This is a genomic window from Kribbella sp. VKM Ac-2566 (genome assembly GCF_004366005.1).
Lineage (GTDB): Bacteria > Actinomycetota > Actinomycetes > Propionibacteriales > Kribbellaceae > Kribbella > Kribbella pratensis.
Window position 1 is genome coordinate 47,576 of the sequence record NZ_SODT01000010.1, and the last position, 20,769, is coordinate 68,344.

Annotated in this window: 20 protein-coding genes; 12 read left to right on the forward strand and 8 right to left on the reverse strand. The window is 68.2% G+C overall.

The features are described 5' to 3' along the window. Positions 1-12 precede the first annotated feature (12 nt). Together EV647_RS18615 and EV647_RS42575 are read right to left on the reverse strand one after the other, a co-directional pair. Positions 13-1,371 carry an NAD(P)/FAD-dependent oxidoreductase gene (locus EV647_RS18615; protein ID WP_134004578.1) on the reverse strand — a complete coding sequence of 453 codons (1,359 nt, stop codon included), beginning with the start codon at positions 1,369-1,371 and terminating at the stop codon, positions 13-15. A 146-nt stretch (positions 1,372-1,517) separates the two neighbouring features. Next, the gene (locus tag EV647_RS42575) at positions 1,518-1,877 is read right to left on the reverse strand and encodes a hypothetical protein (protein ID WP_202876226.1); all 360 of its coding nucleotides are present in this window, start codon (positions 1,875-1,877) and stop codon (positions 1,518-1,520) included. 122 nt (positions 1,878-1,999) lie between these two features. On the opposite strand from EV647_RS42575, the gene EV647_RS42580 reads away from it, so the two are divergent. The 3 genes from EV647_RS42580 (at position 2,000) to tsaA (ending at position 3,592) form a co-directional block, all read left to right on the forward strand. Then, positions 2,000-2,356 (forward strand): hypothetical protein, encoded by a 357-nt coding sequence (locus EV647_RS42580; RefSeq protein WP_202876227.1) that lies wholly within the window; start codon positions 2,000-2,002, stop codon positions 2,354-2,356. A gap of 70 nt (positions 2,357-2,426) precedes the next feature. After that, positions 2,427-3,182, forward strand: coding sequence for a metallophosphoesterase (locus tag EV647_RS18625; RefSeq protein WP_134004581.1), 756 nt, complete (start codon positions 2,427-2,429; stop codon positions 3,180-3,182). After that, the gene (tsaA, locus tag EV647_RS18630) at positions 3,179-3,592 is read left to right on the forward strand and encodes a tRNA (N6-threonylcarbamoyladenosine(37)-N6)-methyltransferase TrmO (protein ID WP_134004584.1); all 414 of its coding nucleotides are present in this window, start codon (positions 3,179-3,181) and stop codon (positions 3,590-3,592) included. Before EV647_RS18625 ends, tsaA begins: the two co-directional genes overlap by 4 nt. Here the strand turns inward: tsaA and EV647_RS18635 are convergent. Next, the gene (locus EV647_RS18635; RefSeq protein WP_134004586.1) at positions 3,558-4,577 is read right to left on the reverse strand and encodes a YafY family protein; all 1,020 of its coding nucleotides are present in this window, start codon (positions 4,575-4,577) and stop codon (positions 3,558-3,560) included. The two genes, tsaA and EV647_RS18635, sit on opposite strands and share 35 nt — an antisense overlap. A 59-nt stretch (positions 4,578-4,636) precedes the next feature. Between EV647_RS18635 and EV647_RS18640 the strand changes: the two genes are divergently transcribed. Next, positions 4,637-5,032 (forward strand): RidA family protein, encoded by a 396-nt coding sequence (locus tag EV647_RS18640; RefSeq protein WP_134005918.1) that lies wholly within the window; start codon positions 4,637-4,639, stop codon positions 5,030-5,032. Between the two features lie 54 nt (positions 5,033-5,086). Here the strand turns inward: EV647_RS18640 and lpdA are convergent, their stop codons facing one another. Further along, positions 5,087-6,484: a dihydrolipoyl dehydrogenase gene (gene lpdA, locus EV647_RS18645; RefSeq protein WP_134004589.1), complete on the reverse strand. Its 1,398-nt coding sequence runs from the start codon at positions 6,482-6,484 to the stop codon at positions 5,087-5,089. 163 nt (positions 6,485-6,647) lie between these two features. Here lpdA and EV647_RS18650 point away from each other — a divergent pair, with 163 nt between their 5' ends. Together EV647_RS18650 and EV647_RS18655 are read left to right on the forward strand one after the other, a co-directional pair. Then, on the forward strand, positions 6,648-8,783 hold the full coding sequence (locus EV647_RS18650) for a peptidoglycan DD-metalloendopeptidase family protein (RefSeq protein WP_134004591.1): 2,136 nt from the start codon (positions 6,648-6,650) through the stop codon (positions 8,781-8,783). Between the two features lie 20 nt (positions 8,784-8,803). After that, positions 8,804-9,262: a PGPGW domain-containing protein gene (locus EV647_RS18655; RefSeq protein WP_134004594.1), complete on the forward strand. Its 459-nt coding sequence runs from the start codon at positions 8,804-8,806 to the stop codon at positions 9,260-9,262. Here EV647_RS18655 and EV647_RS18660 read toward each other — a convergent pair. Further along, positions 9,230-10,423 carry an FAD-dependent monooxygenase gene (locus EV647_RS18660; RefSeq protein WP_238177285.1) on the reverse strand — a complete coding sequence of 398 codons (1,194 nt, stop codon included), beginning with the start codon at positions 10,421-10,423 and terminating at the stop codon, positions 9,230-9,232. The genes EV647_RS18655 and EV647_RS18660 overlap by 33 nt on opposite strands. Positions 10,424-10,497: 74 nt before the next feature. On the opposite strand from EV647_RS18660, the gene EV647_RS18665 reads away from it, so the two are divergent. Next, positions 10,498-11,229: a TetR/AcrR family transcriptional regulator gene (locus EV647_RS18665; RefSeq protein WP_134004597.1), complete on the forward strand. Its 732-nt coding sequence runs from the start codon at positions 10,498-10,500 to the stop codon at positions 11,227-11,229. Here EV647_RS18665 and EV647_RS18670 read toward each other — a convergent pair. Further along, the gene (locus tag EV647_RS18670) at positions 11,155-12,063 is read right to left on the reverse strand and encodes an AraC family transcriptional regulator (RefSeq protein ID WP_134004599.1); all 909 of its coding nucleotides are present in this window, start codon (positions 12,061-12,063) and stop codon (positions 11,155-11,157) included. The genes EV647_RS18665 and EV647_RS18670 overlap by 75 nt on opposite strands. 198 nt (positions 12,064-12,261) lie before the next feature. Between EV647_RS18670 and EV647_RS18675 the strand changes: the two genes are divergently transcribed. The 4 genes from EV647_RS18675 to EV647_RS18690 are packed head-to-tail and all read left to right on the forward strand — an operon-like array spanning position 12,262 to position 18,222. Next, positions 12,262-15,051, forward strand: a complete 2,790-nt coding sequence (locus EV647_RS18675; protein ID WP_134004602.1) for an alpha-L-rhamnosidase — start codon at positions 12,262-12,264, stop codon at positions 15,049-15,051. A 60-nt stretch (positions 15,052-15,111) separates the two neighbouring features. Next, positions 15,112-16,443, forward strand: coding sequence for an ABC transporter substrate-binding protein (locus EV647_RS18680; RefSeq protein ID WP_134004606.1), 1,332 nt, complete (start codon positions 15,112-15,114; stop codon positions 16,441-16,443). 4 nt (positions 16,444-16,447) lie between these two features. Next, positions 16,448-17,374, forward strand: coding sequence for a carbohydrate ABC transporter permease (locus EV647_RS18685; protein WP_134004608.1), 927 nt, complete (start codon positions 16,448-16,450; stop codon positions 17,372-17,374). Continuing rightward, positions 17,371-18,222, forward strand: coding sequence for a carbohydrate ABC transporter permease (locus tag EV647_RS18690; protein ID WP_134004610.1), 852 nt, complete (start codon positions 17,371-17,373; stop codon positions 18,220-18,222). The genes EV647_RS18685 and EV647_RS18690 overlap by 4 nt, the downstream gene beginning before the upstream one ends. Here the strand turns inward: EV647_RS18690 and EV647_RS18695 are convergent. Together EV647_RS18695 and EV647_RS18700 are read right to left on the reverse strand one after the other, a co-directional pair. After that, entirely contained in the window at positions 18,212-18,841 is a 630-nt protein-coding gene (locus EV647_RS18695) for a class I SAM-dependent methyltransferase (protein ID WP_134004613.1), read from the reverse strand. The two genes, EV647_RS18690 and EV647_RS18695, sit on opposite strands and share 11 nt — an antisense overlap. Continuing rightward, positions 18,838-19,971, reverse strand: coding sequence for an aminotransferase class V-fold PLP-dependent enzyme (locus tag EV647_RS18700; protein WP_238177286.1), 1,134 nt, complete (start codon positions 19,969-19,971; stop codon positions 18,838-18,840). Before EV647_RS18700 ends, EV647_RS18695 begins: the two co-directional genes overlap by 4 nt. A 25-nt stretch (positions 19,972-19,996) precedes the next feature. Here EV647_RS18700 and EV647_RS18705 point away from each other — a divergent pair, with 25 nt between their 5' ends. Next, a complete protein-coding gene (locus EV647_RS18705; RefSeq protein ID WP_202876228.1) occupies positions 19,997-20,749 on the forward strand; it encodes a glycerophosphodiester phosphodiesterase in 753 nt (250 codons plus the stop codon). Positions 20,750-20,769: the final 20 nt, after the last annotated feature.

Genomic DNA, 20,769 nt, shown 5'->3' on the forward strand with positions numbered 1-20,769 from the left:
CAACAAGCAATCTCACAGCTCCTTGAGCGCCTCGCTGATCGCACGGTGGAACGTCGGATACGCGTAGATCATCTGACGCAGCGTGTTCACCGGTACGGCGGCATGCACCGCGACCGCCAGCGCGCTGAGCACCTCGCCACCCGTCGGGCCCGCGCTCGTCGCGCCGACCAGCACACCCCGGTCGGCATCCATGACGACCTTGATGAAGCCCTCGTTGCCGGCCTTGTGGATCCAGCCGCGAGTCGAGGCCGGGATCGGGGTCGACGCGGTCCGCACGTTCAGCCCCGCCTCCCGCGCCTGCTTCTCGGTCAGCCCGACCGCACCGATCTCCGGGTCGGTGAACGTGACCCGCGGCATCGCGTGGTAGCTCGCCGTCGGCGCGTCCGCCTCCTGCAGGATGTCGCGGACCGCGATGTCGGCCTGGTACATGGCGTTGTGGGTGAACGCGCCGACGCCGGTGACGTCACCGACCGCCCAGACCTTGTCGCCCGCGCGGACGTGCTCGTCGACCTCGACCCGCCGGGCCGACGGGTCCAGACCGAGCTTGTCCAGGCCGAGCTCCGCGGTCGCCACCCGCCGACCGGTTGCCACCAGCAACTTCTCGCCGGTGGCCGTCGCCCCGTCCGCGAGCGTGACGGTGAACGTGCCGTCGGCGTACCCGATCTGCTGCGCGTGCGCGCCGAGACGGAACGTCACACCGTCGCGCTCCATCGCCTCGCGGGCCAGCTCGCCCGACTCCGGCTCCTCCATCGGCAGCACCTCAGGAGCACCTTCGACGACGGTCACCTGGACGCCGAAGCGGGCGAACACCTGCGCCAGCTCCATGCCGATCGCGCCGCCGCCCAGGACGACGAGCGACTCGGGCAGCGTCTCGACCTCGATCGCCTCGCGGTTCGTCCAGTACGGCGTACCGGCCAGGCCGTCGATCGGCGGGACGGACGGGACCGTCCCGGTCGCGATCACGATGCCGCGGGCCGCCTCGTACTCGGTGTCGCCGGCGCGGACCGTGTTCGGGCCGGTGATCGTGGCGACGTCCTTGATGACGGTCGCGCCCTTGTTCACCAGCCGGTCGACCGCGACCTGGTCGTTCCAGGTGTCGGTCGCCTCCTCGCGGATCCGCTTCGCGACCGGCGTCCAGTCCGGCTGCACGCTCGCCGTACCGGCGATGCCGTCGACGCGACGCGTCTCGGCGATCAGGTTCGCGGCCCGGATCATCATCTTGCTCGGGATGCACCCGTAGTACGGGCACTCACCGCCGACCAGCCGGGATTCGATCCCGACCACCCGCAGCCCGGCCTGCGCCAGCCGCCCCGCCGTCTCCTCCCCGCCGACTCCGAGCCCGACAACGACCACGTCAACCTGTTCAGCCATGCTGCCCAATCTCCCAGACCGGCCGGGCGCGGCCGAACCCACCCCCGTCGGCCGCCGAATTCACCAAGGTGACAACGAATTCCGAAAATGTCACTGTCGGCGGTATGACTCGCTATATCGGCTCCGGTAGCTATTGTTACGCGAATTCACTCGCGATGGTGACCGGCGGCAATTCTGCGCCGCCGTCCGCGATCGAGGTACTGACCGGCTCGCCCTACGGTGCACAGATCGAACCGTCGGGCCTCCCGTACTTCGACCCGCCCGGATGGAACCCGGACCTGGGCCTCGACGCCGCCGTCGACCTGCTGGGCTGGACCTGCGAACGCTCCGCGGGTGGTTCGCCGGACGAGGCCCTCGACCGACTGCGGGCTGCGTCTGGCCCCGCGCTTGTCGGTCCCGTGGACATCGGTCTGCTCAGGCACCAGCCTTGGGCGGCCGGTACAGCGATCGGCGGCGACCATTGGGTCGTCGTACTCGAGGTGACCGACGATGTCGTCGTGATGCACGACCCGGACGGCTTCCCTTACGCGACGCTGCCGATCGACAGCTTCCTGCAGGCTTGGCGGGCGGAGAAACTCGACTTCTCGGCTCCTCATGTCCTGCGCACGCATTTCGCCGAGTCCGCGACGTGCGGGTCGAGGACGCAGTCCGAGCCTCCTTGCCCGCGGCAGTCAGCTGGCTCGCGAACGGAGACTCGGCCGGCGCCGTCCACCGGCTCGCCGGAATGCTTGCCGCCGGCATCGACGACGACCTCCAGCGGCACCTCTCGACCTTCGCCGTCCGCTCCGGTGCCCGCCGCCTCGACGACGCCGCCACCTGGCTGGCTTCGATCGGCGAGGCCGAAGCCGCCGTCATCGCCCGCGACCAGTCCACTCTTCTCGGCCGCCTCCAGTACCCATTGGTGGTGGGTGAATTCAGCCAAGCAGCCGAAACCCTCAGGCAGCTCGCTCCGGGCTACCGGCAATTGCTGACTGCGTTGGGGTGAAAGAGGACCGGCGTCGGAATTCCACCGGCGCCACGTCAGAGTGAACGGATCCTGCGGCTAGGGTGCTGCCATGTACGTGATCGCGCACCTCAGTGACCCGCATCTCGACGGCTCGGAGGAGGCGCGATCGAGGCTCCGGCGAATCACGTCGTACCTGCGAGAGTTCCGCCGCCCGGTCGACGTCGTCCTGGTCACCGGCGATCTGGCCGATCACGGGCTGGAGTCCGAGTACGCCGAACTCGCCGCGGAGCTCGAGCTGTCCGCGCCGGTGCTCGTCCTGCCGGGCAACCACGATGTGAGTACGCCGTTCCGCGCCGGGCTCGCGTCGTTCGTCGACGCGCCGGGTGAGGCGCATCCGGTGCACCAGGTTCGTGATGTCGGCGAGGCCCGTTTCGTGCTGCTCGACACGACGGTGCCGGGCGAGAACCACGGTCTGCTGCCGGAGGAGTCGTTGGCCTGGCTGGACGGCGTACTGCGGGAACCGTTCGACGGACCGTTGTTCGTCGCGTTCCATCAGCCACCGTTCAACCTGCATCACCCGACGATGGACCAGTGGATGCTCCGGACCCGCGAGCCGTTCGCCGCCGTGCTCCAAGGCAAGCCAGTCACCGCGCTGTTCGCGGGCCACGTCCACAACGCCATCGCAGCAACCTTCGCCGGCATCCCCCTCCGAGTCGCCCCCGGCATCCGCTCGTCGGTCCCGCTCCCCTTCGAACCCGAGAGCCCGACCGGATCGCTGGTCGACCCCACCGCCGAACCCGGTTTCGCCCTCCACGTCCACGTACCGGGCGAACCCCTCCAGACCGTCTACAGGTTCCCGCGATGACGGGCCCCTTGGTTCTGCACCCGATCGCCCGGGTCGAGTCCAGCCTGCAGGAGCGCACGGACGCTCCCCGTCAGGGCGACGAAGGCGCCCCCGACGCGTGGGTGGTCTTCGACGAGTCGGTCCGCGCTGCCCTCGCCGACATCACGGCGGGCGACGAACTCATCCTGATCACCTGGTTCGACCGAGCCGACCGCGCCGTACAGGCAGTCCATCCGCGAGGCGACACGTCCCGCCCGGCGACCGGCGTCTTCAGCACCCGCTCCCCTGACCGCCCCAACCCCCTCGGCCTCCATCGAGTCACGGTCCTGGCCGTCGACGGCCTCCGCCTGCACGTGAACAACCTGGAAGCCCTCGACGACACACCGGTCGTCGACGTCAAGCCCGTTCTGGGCGACATCCATGAACGCTGACCCCCGCGTCGATCGGAGACTCGTAGCGAGTGGCCATTGTGGTGGCTCGGTTGTGGAGGGCGGTGCGGAGGGACTGGGGCTTCAGGGCTTCCGCGTTGTCTCCTAGTTGCCAGAGAGCCCATTCGGCGTGCCACGAGTCTTGGAAGGTCAGTTCGAGGTGGAGCCAGCCGTCGGCGTCAGGTTCGGGGGCCTCGGCTCGGACGGCCACCGCGGCGTTCAGCAGGTCTTCGCGGCGTGCTGGATTGACCCGTACCAGGACCGTGAGGTGGCCATCGGAGAGGAACTGGGCGGAGCGATCGCGCCAGATGCGGTCGAGGTCGACGCGGCTCGGACGCTCCGCAGGTTGGGGGAGCTCCTCGGCGGCTTGCATCCGCGACAGCCGGTACGTGCGGTCCTCGCCGGATCTTCTGGCCAGCAGGTAGCCGCGGTCGCGGACGGTGACCAGGCCGATCGGGTCGACCGTGCGCCACTGCGGTTCCCGGCCTGTGGCGGCGTACAGGATGCGCAGTTTGTGGCCGGCCAGCACCGCGCGCCGGACCTCGAGCATCGTGGCATCGGGCACCTCTTTGGTGATCAGCCGACGCGAGAGCAGGTCCGTCTCCGGGTCGACGAGGATCCGCTGGGCTGCCTCGCTCGCGGTGGTCCGGTGGCTTTCGGGGAGCGCGTCGACCACCTTGCGCATCGCCGAGGCCAGCGCGGAGCTGAGACCGAAGACCTGCTCGCCTCGTCCCGAGCCGGCAGTCAGCAACGCCAGTGCCTCGTCGTGATTCAGCCCGGTGAGCTCGGTGCGGAACCCGGGTAGCAACGCGAATCCGCCGTGCCGCCCACGCTCGGCGTACACCGGAACGCCCGCCGCCGACAGCGCCTCGATGTCCCGCAGCACCGTGCGCGTCGACACCTCCAGCTCGCGGGCGAGCACGTCTGCGGTCAGCCGGCCGCGTTGACGCAGCAACAACACCAGCGAGACCAACCGGTCGGCGCGCACCCCGAAACAATACCTGACCAAGGATGTCGTGATTTGTTGGAAAGCTCGCCGGCATGACGATTGAACGAACCGCAGTCAACCCGGTGCCGTGGTCGCTGGAGCTGGGCTTCAACCAGGGCGAGCTGGTTGAAGGTCACCCCCGGACGCTGTACTGCTCCGGCCAGACCGCGATGGACGCCGACGGCAAACCCCAGCACGACGGAGACCTGCCCGCACAGCTGGCACTGAGCCTCGACAACCTGGAGGCAGTACTCACCGAGGCCGGAATGTCCCTCACGAACCTCGTCCGCCTCAACGTCTACACCACAGACGTCGACCTACTGTTCCCCCACTACGGCGTACTGGCCGCACGCCTCGCAGCCGCGGGCGTCGCACCCACCACGACAATGCTCGGCGTCACGCGCCTGGCAATCCCCGGCCAACTGGTCGAACTCGAAGCCACTGCCGTCGACTGATGACTTGGGGAGGGTTTTGCGCCCAGAACGGCACAAAACCCTCCCCAACTGCGGCTAGAAGTTGATCATGTGGCCTTCGAGGCCATGGAAGGCCTCTTGGAGAGCCTCGCTGAGGGTGGGGTGGGCGTGGACGTTGCGGGCCAGTTCCTTGGTGGTCAGGTCCCACTTCTGGGCCAGGGTCAGCTCGGGCAGGAGCTCGGTGACCTCGGGACCGATCAGGTGCGCGCCGAGAAGTTCGCCGTACTTGCTGTCGCTGATCACCTTGACGAAACCGGTCGGGTCGCCGAGGCCGTGCGCCTTGCCGTTCGCGGTGAACGGGAACTTGGCGACCTTCACGTCGTGGCCGAGCTTGCGGGCCTCTTCCTCGGTGTACCCGAAGCTGGCGATCTGCGGCTGGCAGAACGTCGCCCGCGGGATCATCGCGTAGTCGAGCTCCATCGTCTCGTGACCCGCGATCGTCTCGGCCGCGATCACGCCCATCGCCTCGGCCGCGTGCGCGAGCATCAGCTTCGCGGTCACGTCGCCGATCGCGAAGATGTTCGGCACGTTGGTCCGGCAGAAGCCGTCGACGCCGATCGCACCGCGCTCGGTGAGCTGTACGCCGATCTTGTCCAGGCCGTAGCCGTCGACGCGCGGCTGGAAGCCGATCGCCTGCATGACCTTGTCGGCCTCGATCGTCTGCTGTACGCCGTCCTTGCCGGTCACGGTGACCTTGACCGAGGCGCCGGAGTCGTCGATCGAGTCGACCCGCGTGGACGTCAGCACGTCGACGCCGAGCTTCTTGTACGCCCGCGCGAGCTCCTTGGAGACCTCCGGGTCCTCGAGCGGGACCATCCGGTCGAGGAACTCGACGATCGTCACCTTCACGCCGTAGTTCGCCAGCACGTACGCGAACTCGACACCGATCGCACCGGCGCCGGCGATCACGATCGAGCCGGGCAGCTCCTCGGTGAGGATCTGCTCCTCGTAGGTCACCACGCGCTCGCTGAGCTGGGTGCCCGGCAGCAGCTTGGTGGTCGCGCCGGTCGCCACGATGCAGGAGCCGAAGGTGACCGTCTCCGACGAGCCGTCGTTCAGCGTCACGTCGAGGGTGTTGGCGTCGGTGAACGAGCCCCAGCCGTCGAACTCGGTGATGTTGTTCTTCTTCATCAGGAAGTGAACGCCCTTGACCCGGCCGTCCGCGACCTTCCGGCTGCGCTGCACCGCGGTCGGGAAGTCGAAGGTCACCTCGCCGCTGATGCCGAAGGTCTTCGCCTCCGTCCGGAAGATGTGCGACAGCTCGGCGTTCCGCAGCAGCGCCTTGGACGGGATACAGCCCACGTTCAGGCAGACACCGCCCCAGTACTTCTTCTCGATGATGGCGGTCTTGAGCCCGAGCTGGGCGGCGCGGATCGCCGCGACGTACCCGCCGGGACCGGCGCCGAGGACAACAACGTCAAAGTGCGAGGCCATGCAGTGAACTTTAATAGGTGCCACCAGCCGATCCGACGCCGAGGCGGCAACTGTGGCCCGCCTCATGTTGCCCGAAGGGTCACGGTGTGTGCACGAGGGTTCCGTCAGGACCGTACGACGCCTACGCTGGGCTCGCGCGTGAGGCGATAGGCATGGGGGACGGATGGATCTGGGCAGACGCCGGGGGCTGCGGCTCGCGGCACTCGGCATACTGCTGGCGGCGGTCGCCGTCCCGGCGGCGTACGCCGACCCGACGCCGCCCACGACCGAGCCGCCGCCTGCCTCTGTCACCGATGTCAACCGCTCGCTGGAGCAGCTCCAGGCCGAGGCCGCCGCCGTCCAGGCCGACTTCGCCAAGGCGACGATCGCCTACACGAAGGCGCTGAAGGAGGCGCAGGCCGCCGAGGCCGCCGCGAAGAAGGCGGAAGCCAGTGCGACGGCGTCCAAGGGCCTGTCCGACGCGGAGCGTCGCCGGCTCGGCGTGATCACCGCGCAGGCGTACCAGCTGGGTATTCCGACCGTGATGGGTACCGAGTCGATGCTCTGGTCGCTCGCCCCGATCGCCGAGAACCTGCAGGAGATCGCCGATCGGCAGACCGCGATCACGCAGCTCGGCAGCACGCACGTGTCGCAGTACAACAAGGCCATGGCTGCTGAAGCCGAGTCCAACCGGCTCAAGGCCGACGCGACCGCGAAGCGCACCGCCGCGAACGAGGCCGCCGCCAAGGCTCAGGAGCTCAGCAATCAGGTCCAGCACAAGGCTGCCAGCGCATCGGCGGCGATGGCTGACCAGACGGCCGATCTCGATGTCGCCTCCGCGCTCTCGAAGCAGCTCCAGCTGGCGCGCAACCAGCAGGCGCTCGCTCGCTGGCGGACCTATCTGACTGAGCTCGCCGCCACGAAGGTCACTCCCCCGGCCGCCGCCGTACTCAAGAATCCGAGCAAACTGCCGAACGGGCTGGCTCCGCTGACCCGCCGCGGTGCGGCAGTCCCGGGTGTCGCATCGGTGTCCGTCGCCGGACGGACCGTGCGCGTGATGTCGGCCGAGACGATCCGGGCGGTCAACCAAGCCTTCAGCTTGGTCGGGAAGCCGTACGGCGTTGCCGCGACCGGCCCGGACAAGTACGGCTGCCTCGGCGCGGCCCGCGTCGCGTGGCAGCCGTACACGACCCTGCCGAACCTGGTCGGCAAGGTCTACCCGAACTACCAGGCCGTCCCGAACGCGCAGATCCAGCCCGGCGACCTGCTCGTCATGGGCAGCAGGTCCCTCGGCCTCGTCCACATCGGCGTCGCGCTCGACAACGGCGAGATGATCGCCGCCGACGAGTCGAAGGGGTCGGTCGTCGTCACGACGGTGCCCGACAACCTGTACGCCGCGCTCCGTCCGACGCTCGGCGCCCCGGCCAAGCCCCAGGTCGCGCCGGTGGCGACGTCCGAGGCGTACGCGTTCCGGTGCGGCAACACGGCCACGTCGTACGACGTCGGTTCGGGCTCCTGGACCTGGCCGCTGCCGGACGGGACCTACGAGATCGGTACGCCGTTCGGTCAGTCGGGATCCATGTGGTCGACCGGATCCCACACCGGCCAGGACTTCCCGGCCTCGATCGGTACGACGGTACGCGCCGTGACGTCTGGCGTCGTACGCGTCGAGCACCCCGCCTGGGCCGGCAACCTGGTGCGGATCGACCACGGGAACGGCCTGGAGACGCTCTACGCCCACCTGAGCAGGGTCGACGTCGCGGACGGGCAGCAGGTGACGGCCGGGCAGCAGATCGGTGCCGTCGGCACCGAAGGCAACTCGACCGGGCCGCACCTGCACTTCGAGGTCCGGCTCGGCGGCGACCCCGTCAACCCGATGCCGTTCCTGGCGACCGGGTCCGCGAGCACCGGGTGGGGCGGCTACAGCAACGGCATGATTCCGTCGGGCAAGCTGTGCGCGCTCGGGTCCGGTCACATGCTCAGGTGCGACGCCGCCGCGGCCTACCTGAAGCTCGCCTCGGCCTACCGTGCGCAGTTCGGCAAGTCGCTCTGCATCACCGACTCCTACCGTTCGTACGCGTCCCAGGTCAGCCTCTATCAGCGCAAGCCTTCCCTGGCCGCGCTCCCGGGCACGTCCAACCACGGCTGGGGTGTGGCGGTCGACCTCTGCGGAGGCGTCGACAAGTACAACACCACCCAATACCAGTGGATGAAGTCGCACGCGTCGGCGTACGGCTGGCTGCACCCGGCCTGGGCCGACCAGGGCGGTAACCGGGAAGAGCCGTGGCATTGGGAGTTCGGCAACCCGGCCACCTCCTGACCGCCCGGTAGGCTGGGGGCGTGGCCGAGAAACGGAGTCCCGACCGCACCGATCACAACTTCACGCTCGATGCGGCGGACGACCGGTGGGAATGGCGGAGACGGATTCGCGAGAATCCGCGGAAGTTGCTGTTGTACCGGATCGGTGTGGGCGTTCTCGGCGGACTGCTGATCATTGCCGCGCCGTTGACCGGATGGTTGCCGGGGCCGGGCGGGATCCCGTTGTTCATCGCGGGTCTCGCCGTGCTCGCGAGCGAGTTCGAGTGGGCCCAGCGGCTGCTGTACCGGGTCAAGGACTGGGTGAAGGCGCTCACTGCCTGGACCGGCAAGCAACCCGCCTGGCTGAAGGCGCTCGGGACACTCGCGCTGTTCGTCTGCGTGCTCGTCGTGATCTGGCTCTACCTGGCCGTGCTCGGCGTGCCGGGCTGGCTGCCCGACTCGTGGGAGTCATTCCTGCACAAACTCCCCCTGCTGGGCTGAGTACGTCGGCAACTCGACCAGTTCGCTCATGTTCTGCGCCATCTTGAGCATCTGGTTGAGGAAGAACGGCCGGTCGAGGATCTTGTTCCGCGCCGCGATCCCGAACCGGGTCGCCGGCGCCATGAACTGACCCGAGCGGCTGCCGTCCTGAGTCTTCGACACAGCCTTCCGCAGCCGCTCCTCGTACCGGTCGAACGCGGTCCGCAAGTCTCCCTGGGCCAACTCCCCCGCCAGGACGTAGGCGCCGACCACCGCCGTACCGGTGCCGAGCGCACCGAACGTCGCTCCGTACCCCGCGTCGCCGAGCAGCACGATCCGGTCGGTCGACCACCGGTCCACGCGCACCCGGCTGATCGAGTCGAAGTACAGCTCCGTTGCCGCCGGCAACGCTTCGAGCAGCTCCGGGACGTGCCAGCCGAGACCGCTGAACTGCGCCAGCAGGATGGCCTTCTGCTGGTCCAGGTCGCGCCGGTTGTACTCCAGCTCCGGAGACTTGAACACGAACAGCGTCTGCGCCAATGCCGGATCGCGACGGTCCGCGCCGACACTCGCGAGCTTCCCAGGGACGTTGTACATCAGCGTGTCGCCGGAGATCCCCAGCGTGTTCGGCACCTCCCAGCCGGCCACGTAGTAGTCGAGGTGCCGTTCGACGACCTGGTCCGCCGGCCACGCCAGCCGCCGTACGACGGAATGCATCCCGTCCGCGCCGATCACCAGGTCGTACGTCTCCTCAATACCGCTCTCGAACCGCACGTCCACGCCGTCCGCGTGCTCCGCCAGGTTGGCTATCGAGTCGCCGAAGCGGTACGTCGCCTGCTCGCGGCTGTGCTCGTACAACACCCGCGACAGGTCTGCCCGCAGTACCTCCAGCTCTCCGCCCGCGAACTCGGCCGGCAGCCGCATCAGCTTGCGGCCCGACTCGTCGACGAACCGCATCGCGTTCCCACCGGTCTGTAGCGACCGCAGGTCCTCGAGCACGCCCATGCGCTCCAGGACGGTCGTGAACACCTCACCACGGAAGTCCACCGCGTACCCGCCCTGCCGCAGCGCGGGCGCGATCTCGACCACCGTCACGTCGTGTCCCGCACGGCCCAGCCAGAGCGCCACCGACGGGCCCGCCACGCTCGCACCCGAAACCAGAACCTTCATCATCGCCTCCATCGAGTAACTGTGTCTGCCGGACACAGTAATGTGTATGGTAGACACAGTTCAAGCGAATTGCAGAAAGGAAGGCGATGACCGAACTGCTCTGGGGCAAGGAACCGGCGCGGACCCGCGGCCCGAAGCCGGCGATCACGCTGACCGCCATCGCCGAGGTCGCGATCGCGATCGCGGACGCCGAAGGCCTCGACGCCGTCTCGATGCAACGCGTCGCGGGTGAGCTCCCGGTCACGAAGATGGCGCTCTACCGGTACGTCCCCGGCAAGAGCGAGCTGGTCGCGGTGATGAGCGACCTGGCGATGGGCAGCCCACCGGAACGTCCCGACCTACCGTGGCGCGAGGCGCTCCGGACGTGGGCGATCGACCTGTACGACGGATTCACGCGGCACCCGTGGCTGCTGCAGTCGACGATCGGACGCCGGCTCCTCGGACCGAACGAGCTCACCTGGATGGAGCGCGGACTCGCCGCACTCGCCGGCACGGGCCTGACCGGCGGCGAGCAGTTCGACTCGATCCTGGTCCTCACCAGTCACGTCCGGAACATCGCCCAGCAATCCACGACCTTCCCCGGGCACACCAACGGGCTGAGCGAGGAAGACATGCAGCAGTCGCTCGCCGAGATCCTCACCACCCAGGCCGATCGGTTCCCGCACCTGACCGCCGCGATGCGTACGTCGGCGGGCAGCGAGAACCAGGGACTCGAGTTCGGTCTGCAGCGGATCCTGGACGGACTAGACCTTCTCGTCCGCGGCCGGATAGCTGTGCCGGATCGCATTGAAACGTTGCCGATAGAGCGACGCGGGTAGCCCGTAGTGGGACTTGAAGCGGCGGGCGAAGTAGTTCTGGTCGGGCCAGCCGACGGACTCCCCGATCCGGTTGATCGGCAGGTCCGTGTGCAGCAGGCGATCGGCCGCGAGCTCGACGCGGTGCCGCGACAGGTACGCCATCGGCGGCAGTCCGGTCACCGACTTGAAGAGGCGGACCAGGTACCCGGGTGCGAGGTGCAGCTCCCCCGCGAGATCGGTCAGCGTCCAGTGCCGGGCCGGGTCGGCCTCCATCATCCGCATCGCGTCGACGACGGCCGGATGGGTGTACTCGCCGCGTTGGTCGGTTTCCGCGACGGTTCGCGCGACGCAACTGAGATACAACGACAGCCAGCCGATGATCTCGCCGCGGTGCCGGTTCGGCGGCTGGTTCCGTAGCCGGCGCAGTCCGTCGAGGTGGCCGACCGCCTCGTTCACGGTCGCCGGATCGAGGTGGGTGGCGATCATGCCGCGGCGCTGGGCCGAGAACGGACCGGTCCACAACAGGTAGCCCAGCAAGGGATCCTCACGCGCCCAGGCGAGCTCGCGCCGGATCAGGTCGGCGGAGAAACAGCAGTTGTAGACCTCGAGCCCGTCGCAATCGACGTACTCGTGCCAGACCCCCGGACGCAGCAGGATCGCGTCGCCGGCCCGCAGTCGCTGACGTCCGGCAAGGCTGTGATGGACGCCTTCACCGGCCGTGACGAGCAGCAACTCGAAGAAGCTGTGTGTGTGCAGCGGGTGCGCCTTTTGGTGCAGGTGTGTACCCGCGTGCACCACCGTCCCTTCGACGAAGTGCAGCACGGTCCCGCGGGTCCTCACCGGCTCGTCGGCCATGCCTCACGATACGAGCCAAGGTGCAGATCGTGCTAGATCGAGTGCACATCGGGCTAGTGGCCGGCGACTGCCGGTCGCAGGATCAGGGAACAGGCGAAACGTCCTCGCCGGTCCATCAGCCAAAGATCGAGCGTTTTGTCAGAGCACCCAATGAATCGTTTCACAGACCGTCCTGATCAGCGCCCTGGTTGGAGTCACATGTCGCAACTCGCCGCACCCACCGCCCTCCGCTTCGAGCATCAGCAGGCGCCAGAATCCGGCACCGTTCTGGGCCTCGGCACCGCGAGCCCGCGGATCTCCTGGCAGGTCCCCGCCGCGGACGCCGGCTACACGCAGACGGCGTACGAGGTCGAGATCACCACCGGAACCACCGAGGTCTTCACCGTCCAGTCCCCCGACCAGGTCCTGGTGCCGTGGCCGGGCGCGGCGCTCGCCTCGCGTGAGTCCGCTCAGGTGCGGGTCCGCGTCCGGGGGAACGACGACTGGAGCGAATGGAGCGAGCCCGCGTCGGTCGAGACCGGGCTGCTCACGCCGGACGACTGGACGGCCCGGTTCGTCAGCCCGAAGAACAACCCGCACGGCTCCCCCGCTCCACTGATCGCCGGTACCGCGAACCTCCCGGACGGCGTCGTGAAGGCCCGCCTGTACGCGACGTCGCACGGCATCTACATCCCCGAGCTCAACGGGCAACGGGTCGGGAACGAGGAGCTGGCGCCCGGCTGGACGTCGTACCAGTTCCGGCTCCGCTACCAGACGTACGACGTCACCGAGCTTGTTCGACCTGGTGAGAACACGCTCGAGTTCCTCCTCGGCAACGCCTGGTACCGCGGCCGGATCGGCTTCCAGCACCAGAAGCAGTTGTACGGCGAACGCCTCGCCGTCCTCGCCCAACTCGAGGTCACCACCGAGGACGGCCAGATCCACACGTTCGCGAGCGACGGCACCTGGACCTCCCGGGAGAGCAACGTCCTCGCCGACGACCTGTACGACGGCCAGACCACGGACCTGCGCAGAGAACCCGGACAGCGCTCTCTGGTGGACGTTCTCGACGCCGACCTGAACCTGCTCGTCGCTCCCGACGGCCCGCCGGTCCGGATCACCGACGTCCTGCCCGCGGTCGAGATCACCACGTCCCCCTCCGGTAAGACCCTCGTCGACTTCGGCCAGAACCTCGTCGGCCGCGTCCGCCTCACTGTCCGCGGCCAGGCCGAGGGCGACGAGATCGTCCTGCGCCACGCGGAAGTCCTGGAGAACGGCGAGCTCGGCGTCCGGCCGCTCCGCACCGCGAAGGCCACTGACACCTACATCCTCGCCGGCCCCGACGAGGTGACCCTCGACTCGCCACTCACCTTCCACGGCTTCCGGTACGCCGAAGTATCGGGAGTGAGCGCGCTCTCGAAGGACGACATCGTGGCGGTCGTCGTCGGCACCGACCTGCGCCGTACCGGCTGGTTCGAATCGTCCGACGAGCTGCTCAACAAGTTCCACGAGAACGTGGTCTGGGGCATGCGCGGCAACTTCGTCGACGTACCGACCGACTGCCCGCAGCGCGACGAGCGCCTCGGCTGGACCGGCGACATCCAGGTCTTCTCGCCGACCGCGGCGTTCCTGTTCGACACCGCCGGATTCCTCACCAACTGGCTCGCCGATCTGGCGGCCGAGCAGCAGAAGGACGGCTCCGTGCCGTACGTCATCCCGGACGTGCTGAAGGACGAGCACCCGGCGACCGCGGCTTGGGGTGACGCGGCAACGATCGTGCCCTGGGTGATCTACCAGCGCACGGGCGACGCCGGCCTGCTCGCCCGGCAACTGCCGAGCATGCGCGCGTGGGTCGACAAGATGGCCGATCTGGCCGGCAGCAACCTGCTGTGGTCCGGCGGCTTCCAGTTCGGTGACTGGCTCGACCCGACGGCTCCCCCGGAGAACGCGTTCAAGGCGAAAGCCGACGCCGACGTGGTTGCGACCGCGCACCTGGCCCGGTCGGCCGAGGTCGTCGCGCAGGCCGCCGAGATCGTCGGCCAGCCCGACGTCGCCCGTCAGTACGCCACTCTGGCCGACGGTGTCCGGAAGGCGTTCGCCGCCGAGTATGTCACCGCCGGGGGCCGGGTACTGAGCGATGCGGCAACGACTTACGCCCTCGCCCTGCAGTGGGCCCTGCTACCGACCGACACCCAGCGGCGCGGCGCCGGCGAGCGCCTCGCCGATCTCGTCCGGACGTCGAGTTTCCGGATCAGTACCGGATTCGTCGGAACGCCGCTGATCTCCGACGCGCTGGCCGATTCCGGACATCCTGACCTGGCATACCGCCTCTTGCTACAGACAGGGTGCCCGTCTTGGCTGTACGCAGTGACGATGGGAGCCACGACGGTCTGGGAACGCTACGACAGCATGCTGCCCGACGGCAGCATCAACCCCGGCGAGATGACGTCGTTCAACCACTACGCCCTCGGCGCCGTCGCCGACTGGATGCACCGCCGGGTGGCCGGGCTGGCCCCGGTCGATCCCGGTTACCGAACCTTCGAGGTGCGCCCGCTCCTCACCGACCACCTGACGAAGGCATCCGCCAAACACCTCACGCCGTACGGCGAGGCTTCCGTGGCGTGGGTGCGTGACAACGGTCAGGTCACCCTCTCCGTGACGGTGCCGGTCGGATCCAAGGCCAAGGTCGCCGTTCCTGGACAGGACGAGCCGGTCGAGGTCGGTCACGGAACGCACGAGTGGACCGCCGACGACCCGTACGCCGAGACGCCGGGCGTGCCTGCCGACGCCACGATCCGCCAGCTCATCGACAACGCACCGGCCTGGACCGCGATCGTCGCGGCCGCCGTCGAAGACGAGGTGGTCACCGCCGACACCGACCTCACCACCCGCCTGGAGCGCTACCTCGACCAGCCGGCCGCGGATCTGATCCCTGTGCTCGGCCGCTTCCGCAAGAACCCCGACGCCCGGGCCCTGCAGGCCGAGCTCGACGCACGGCTCAGCCACTGACCCACTAACCCAACTCACCGACCGCCCCGCTGCCGCGATGTACATCCCTTGGAGGTCATGATGAGGTTCCGCCCAGGAGCCAGCGGTCTCGCACTGCTGGCTGTCTGTTCCCTAACCCTTGCCGCGTGCAGCGCGGGCAGTCTCGGATCCAGCGACGACGCCGGTGGCAGCGGCGCGGTCGAGATCACGTACCTGACCACGAACCAGGACCAGGACGTGAAGGAGGCCGAGCAACTCGCCAAGGACTTCCACGCGAAGAACTCGAACATCACCGTGAAGGTCGAGACCCGGCCGGGTGGCACCGAGGGCGACAACATCATCAAGACCCGGCTGTCGACCGGCGACATGGTCGACGTGTTCAACTACAACACCGGGTCGCTGTTCAACGCGATCGCGCCGCAGAAGAACCTGCTCTCGGTCAACGACGAGCCGTGGGTCGCCAACCTGGACGACAACTTCAAGAAGACCGTGACCGCCGACGGGCAGGTGTACGGCGCACCCGTCGGCGGGTTCATGGGTGGCGCGGTCCTCTACAGCATCCCGGTCTACGAGAAACTCGGCCTCAAGGTGCCGACGACGTGGGCCGAGTTCATGGCCAACAACGCCAAGATCAAGGCCGGCGGTGGCGGCGTAGCCCCCGTCATCCAGACGTACGGCGAAACCTGGACGTCGCAACTGTTCGTCCTCGGCGACTTCCACAACGTCTCCGCGGCCGAGCCGGACTTCGCCGACAAGTACACCAAGAACCAGGCGAAGTACGCGACGTCACCGGCCGCGCTCAAGGGATTCGAGCACACCCAGGCCGTCCACGACGCCGGCTACGAGAACAAGGACTTCGCCTCGGCCAAGCTGCCGGACGGTCTCAAGATGCTTGCCACTGGCAAGGGCGCGCACTACCCGATCCTGTCCGGCGTGGTCGCCAACATGATCGCCACCTACCCGGACGCGGCCAAGACCGTCGGACTGTTCGCGCTCCCTGGTGACGACGCGAGCAAGAACGGCCTGACGCTGTGGACGCCGGGCGGCCTGTACATCCCGAAGACCACCGAGGGCGACAAGCTCGACGCGGCCAAGAAGTTCCTCGCCTTCGTCGCCAGTCCGGACGGCTGCGCGTCGCAGACCAAGGCCGGCGCACCGACCGGTCCGTACGCGGTCAAGGGCTGCACGCTCGGCAACGACGTACCGCGGGCCATCAAGGACATGCAGCCGTACCTCGACAAGCCGGGCGCGTCCAGCCTGGCGCTGGAGTTCCTCTCGCCGGTCAAGGGCCCGTCGCTGGAGCAGATCACCGTCGAGGTCGGGTCCGGCATCCGGAAGGCGAAGGACGGCGCCGCCCGGTACGACGAGGACGTCAAGAAGCAGGCCCAGCAACTCGGGCTGGCGGGCTGGTGAGGTTATGACCGTTACCTCGGCCCGTCCTCAGGACCGCGTTGACTCGACCCCGGCCGCGCCTGCGGGCGGGGGGAAGGTCTACACGCCGTACTCGTTCTGGTTCTACCTGCCGACCGCGGTGCTCTACTCCGTGCTGTTCCTGGTCCCGACGTTCGCGTCGTTCTACTACAGCCTGACCCGGTGGAGCCTGTTCGAGTCGAAGTTCATCGGGTTCGACAACTTCGTCACGTTCTTCCAGGAGCCGGCGCTGGTCAAGGGCTTCACCAACACCTTGATCTACGCCGTGGTGACGTCGGGTTCGAAGGTCGTGCTCGGTCTGTTGCTCGCCGTCCTGCTGACCTCGCGGATCGTCGGCCGCGGGTATCTGCGGTCGGTCGTGTTCTTCCCGGTGCTGGTCAGCACCGTCGGCGTCGGCCTGCTGTTCCAGGTGCTGATGAACCCCGAGCGCGGCATCATCAACGGCGCCCTGGGTGTGCTCGGCATCCAGGGCCCTGGGTGGCTGACCGACCCGAAGTGGGCGCTGATGTCGATCGCCGCGGTCGATGTCTGGAAGGGCGTCGGGCTGGCGACCCTGATCTACATCGCCGGCATCGTGTCGATCCCGCGGGAGTACATGGAGGCCGCCCGGGTGGACGGCGCCGGGTCGTGGGAGTCGTTCCGACGGATCGTGCTGCCGCTGTGCAAGCCGGCCACCGTCACCGTGATCATCCTGTCCCTGATCGGCGGCCTGCGGTCGTTCGAGCTGATCTGGGCGATGACGCGCGGCGGGCCCGGGTTCACCTCGGACGTGATCTCGTCGGTGATCTACAAGCAGTACCAGGCCGGGTTCTACGGCCTGTCGACGGCCGGCAACGTGATCCTGTTCGTGGTCGTCACCGCGATCATCCTGCCGCTGTCGTGGTTCCTGAACCGTAAGGAGGTGGACATGTGAGTACCGCCGAACTCGTCAACCACCGGCCCGGCCGGAGCTACGTGCTCAGCGCGGTCGCGATCGTGTCCTCGATCGTGGTCTTCATCATCCCGTTCGCCTTCATCGTGCTGACCGCGGTGAAGGACCGGCAGCAGTCCGCGGACCTGGACTTCTCCTGGCCGCACCAGTTCCAGTTCGTGCAGAACTTCGTCGACGTGGTCAAGGCCCGCGACTACATGCTGGTGATCGCGTTCATCAACAGCACGATCCTGACCGTGGCCAGCGTCGCCGGGATGGTGGTGCTGGCGGCCATGGCCGGGTTCGTGCTGCAGCGGCGGAAGAGCAAGTGGAACGGCTTCATCAACTTCCTGGTGCTGTCCGGGCTGATCATCCCGCCGGCCGTCGTACCGACGATCTGGGTGCTGCAGAAGCTCGGGCTGTTCAAGACCATGCCAGGGCTGATCCTGATCGAGATCGCGTTCGGGCTGTCGTTCTGCATCCTGTTGTTCCGGGCCTTCGTCGCGACCATTCCCCGCGAACTGGACGAGGCCGCGATCATCGACGGAGCCGGGCCCTTGCGGTTGTTCTTCCGGGTCATCTTCCCGCTGCTCAGATCCGTCATCATCACGGTCGTCGTGGTCCAGTCGGTCAACGTGTTCAACGACTTCGTGAACCCGCTGTACTTCCTGCCCGGCGACAAGAACGCCACCGTCCAGCTGACCCTCTACAACTTCTCCGGCCAGTTCAGCACCCAGTACAACCTGCTGTTCATGGACATCCTGCTGATCACGATCCCGCCGCTGATCATGTTCCTGTTCTTCAACCGGCAGATCGTGGCGGGTATGACGTCCGGAGCGGTCAAGGGGTAGCCGGTTTGCGGACGATCAGGGCCGCCTGGCCCGCGTCCTTCTCACCGGGCAGCGCCGCGCGCGTCAGGGTCGCCACCTCGGCGAACCCGGCGCTCGCGAGCAGCCCGGCGACGTCCGCGACGTCGTACATGTAGACCTCGAGGTCGATGTCGTGACCGTAGCCGGTGCTCAGGTGCCGGCTGCCGGCACCGACCTTGAAGCCGTGCACGAGGTGGCCGCCGGGCCGCAGCACGCGGAACAGCTCCGCGAACACCGCCGGCAGGTCCTCGCGTGGAGTGTGAACGAGCGAATACCACGCGAGGGCACCGGCCAGCTCACCGTCCTTCAGACCCAGGTCGTACAGCGTCCCGACCTCGAACCGCAGCTCCGGGTACTCCCGCCGGGCCACCTCGATCATCCCCGGCGTCAGATCGACCCCGAACACGTCCATCCCGCGGCCGGCCAGGTACGTCGTGATCCGCCCGGTGCCGCACCCGAGATCCCCCACCGGTCCGTCGGTGACCAGCTGGCAGAAGTAGTCGAGGGCCCCTTTCTCGAACGGATCCGCGCGGTGATAGTCGCGCAGAATCGCGTGGTAGTCGGTGGCAGCGGCGTTGTACGAACCCTGGATATCGTTCACGCCAGAACCTTAGGAAGGCCCTCCGACAGTTTCTCGTAGTCCGCGATCGAGTTGTACGCGTGCGCCGAGAGCCGGATGAACCCATGGTCGTCGAAGCCGGTGAGCGTGATCTCGGCCTTCAGTTCGCGGGACACCCGCAGCTTCAGCGCGTCGCCGCCGCTGAGATCGACCGAGGACGGCAGCTCGACCAGGCGCATCGTCGCCGGTGGGTGCGCCACCTCGGCCACGCCGGTCCCGAGCGCCTTCGCCAGGACCTTCGCGCCCTCCTCGACCAACGTGGTCAGCTGCGGGCGACGGGTCGGCCAGTCCAGGTCCGCCAGGACCCGCAACGACTCCGGGGCCGCGATCCACGGCACGTAGTCGTACGTGCCGAGCATGTCGAACCGCTCCGGCATCCGCTCGTCGTACTCCGACCACGACACGATCAGCGGCATCGACGCCGTACGCCACCGCTCGGCGACGACCAGCCCGGCCGTTGCCCGCGGCGCGGCCGGCCACTTGTGGAAGTTGCCGGTCCAGAAGTCGGCGCCCGCGGCGGCCGGTGCGTCGATCAGCGCCGGGGCGTGCGCGCCGTCGACCACGATCGGTACGCCGCGCTCATGGGAGGCCGCCACCAGCGCATCGATCGGGAAGACCTTCGCCGTACCGGAGGTGATCTGGTCCACGATCAGGACGGATGCGCCGTCCAGGCGGTCCGCGATCAGCGCGACCACGGTCTCGTCGTCGGCCTCGATCGGGATCTCGACGATCACCACCTCGGCGCCGTGCGCTTTCGCGAACCGCTCGGCCGCGAACCGCACCGCGCCGTACGCGTGGTCGGTCAGCACGATCCGGCTGCCGGCCGGGATCGGCAGGGTCTGCAGCGCGACGGTGACGCCCGCGCTCGCGTTCGGGACGAGCGCGAACCCGTCAGGGTCGGTCTCCAGGTACGCCGCCAGCGCCAGGCGGCTCGCGGTCAGCCGGTCGGCGACGGTCCGGAACCAGACCATCGGGTTGGCGTCCATCTCGGCGCGGAGGCCGGCCATCACCTCCTGCGTGCGGCGCGGCACAGCGCCGTACGAACCGTGGTTGAGGTGCAGAACGCCGGGATCGAGAGTCCACAGATCGGGGCGGGAGCGGAGTACTGTCACCACCCAAACGGTACATACTGCACACGTGCACCCCTACCTCGACCATGACGGACCGATCGCGATGGCCCATCGAGGCGGCGCCAAGCACCCGGACAACATCGGCTACGAGAACTCGCTGCACGCGTTCCAGAACGCCGTCGACCTCGGGTACCGGTACCTGGAGACCGACCTGCACGCGACCAGCGACGGCGTCGTGATCGCGTTCCACGACGACCGGCTCGACCGGGTCACCGACCGGACCGGCGTGATCGCGGAGCTGCCGTGGTCGGAGGTCAGCAAGGCGAAGATCAACGGCCACGAGCCGATCCCCCGCCTGGACGAGCTGCTCGAGCACTTCCCGGAGACCCGGTTCAACCTCGACATCAAGGCCGAGGGCGGCCTCGAACCGGCCGCGAAGGTCCTGCGGGCCGCCAACGCGATCGACCGGATCTGCGTGTCCTCGTTCTCCCAGTCGCGGGTCCGCCGGATCCGCAAGCTGCTCGGGCCGCGGCTGTGCACGGGGTACGGCGAGTGGGAGATCGCCCTGATCCGCTTCCTGCCGTTCGCCCTGAACGCGGCCGGCGCCTGCCTGCAGATCCCCGAGCGGTACGGCGCGCTCCACGTGCTCACGCCCGGCCTGGTCAAGCGCGCGCACTCTCGTGGCAAGCAGGTGCACGTCTGGACGATCGACGACCCGGACGCGATGAACCGGCTGCTCGACGCCGGCGTCGACGGCATCATCACCGACCGCACGGACCTGCTCCGCGACGTCCTGAAAGAGCGGGGGCAGTGGAGTTGAAGTGTTATCCGCGGGTACGC

Bases quoted from the DNA above. Each gene is read 5' to 3' on its own strand.
- EV647_RS18615 (WP_134004578.1), bottom strand. From the start codon at position 1,371: ATGGCTGAACAGGTTGACGTGGTCGTTGTCGGGCTCGGAGTCGGCGGG.
- EV647_RS18625 (WP_134004581.1), top strand. From the start codon at position 2,427: ATGTACGTGATCGCGCACCTCAGTGACCCGCATCTCGACGGCTCGGAG.
- tsaA (WP_134004584.1), top strand. From the start codon at position 3,179: ATGACGGGCCCCTTGGTTCTGCACCCGATCGCCCGGGTCGAGTCCAGC.
- lpdA (WP_134004589.1), bottom strand. From the start codon at position 6,484: ATGGCCTCGCACTTTGACGTTGTTGTCCTCGGCGCCGGTCCCGGCGGG.
- EV647_RS18650 (WP_134004591.1), top strand. From the start codon at position 6,648: ATGGATCTGGGCAGACGCCGGGGGCTGCGGCTCGCGGCACTCGGCATA.
- EV647_RS18660 (WP_238177285.1), bottom strand. From the start codon at position 10,423: ATGGAGGCGATGATGAAGGTTCTGGTTTCGGGTGCGAGCGTGGCGGGC.
- EV647_RS18665 (WP_134004597.1), top strand. From the start codon at position 10,498: ATGACCGAACTGCTCTGGGGCAAGGAACCGGCGCGGACCCGCGGCCCG.
- EV647_RS18670 (WP_134004599.1), bottom strand. From the start codon at position 12,063: ATGGCCGACGAGCCGGTGAGGACCCGCGGGACCGTGCTGCACTTCGTC.
- EV647_RS18675 (WP_134004602.1), top strand. From the start codon at position 12,262: ATGTCGCAACTCGCCGCACCCACCGCCCTCCGCTTCGAGCATCAGCAG.
- EV647_RS18680 (WP_134004606.1), top strand. From the start codon at position 15,112: ATGAGGTTCCGCCCAGGAGCCAGCGGTCTCGCACTGCTGGCTGTCTGT.
- EV647_RS18685 (WP_134004608.1), top strand. From the start codon at position 16,448: ATGACCGTTACCTCGGCCCGTCCTCAGGACCGCGTTGACTCGACCCCG.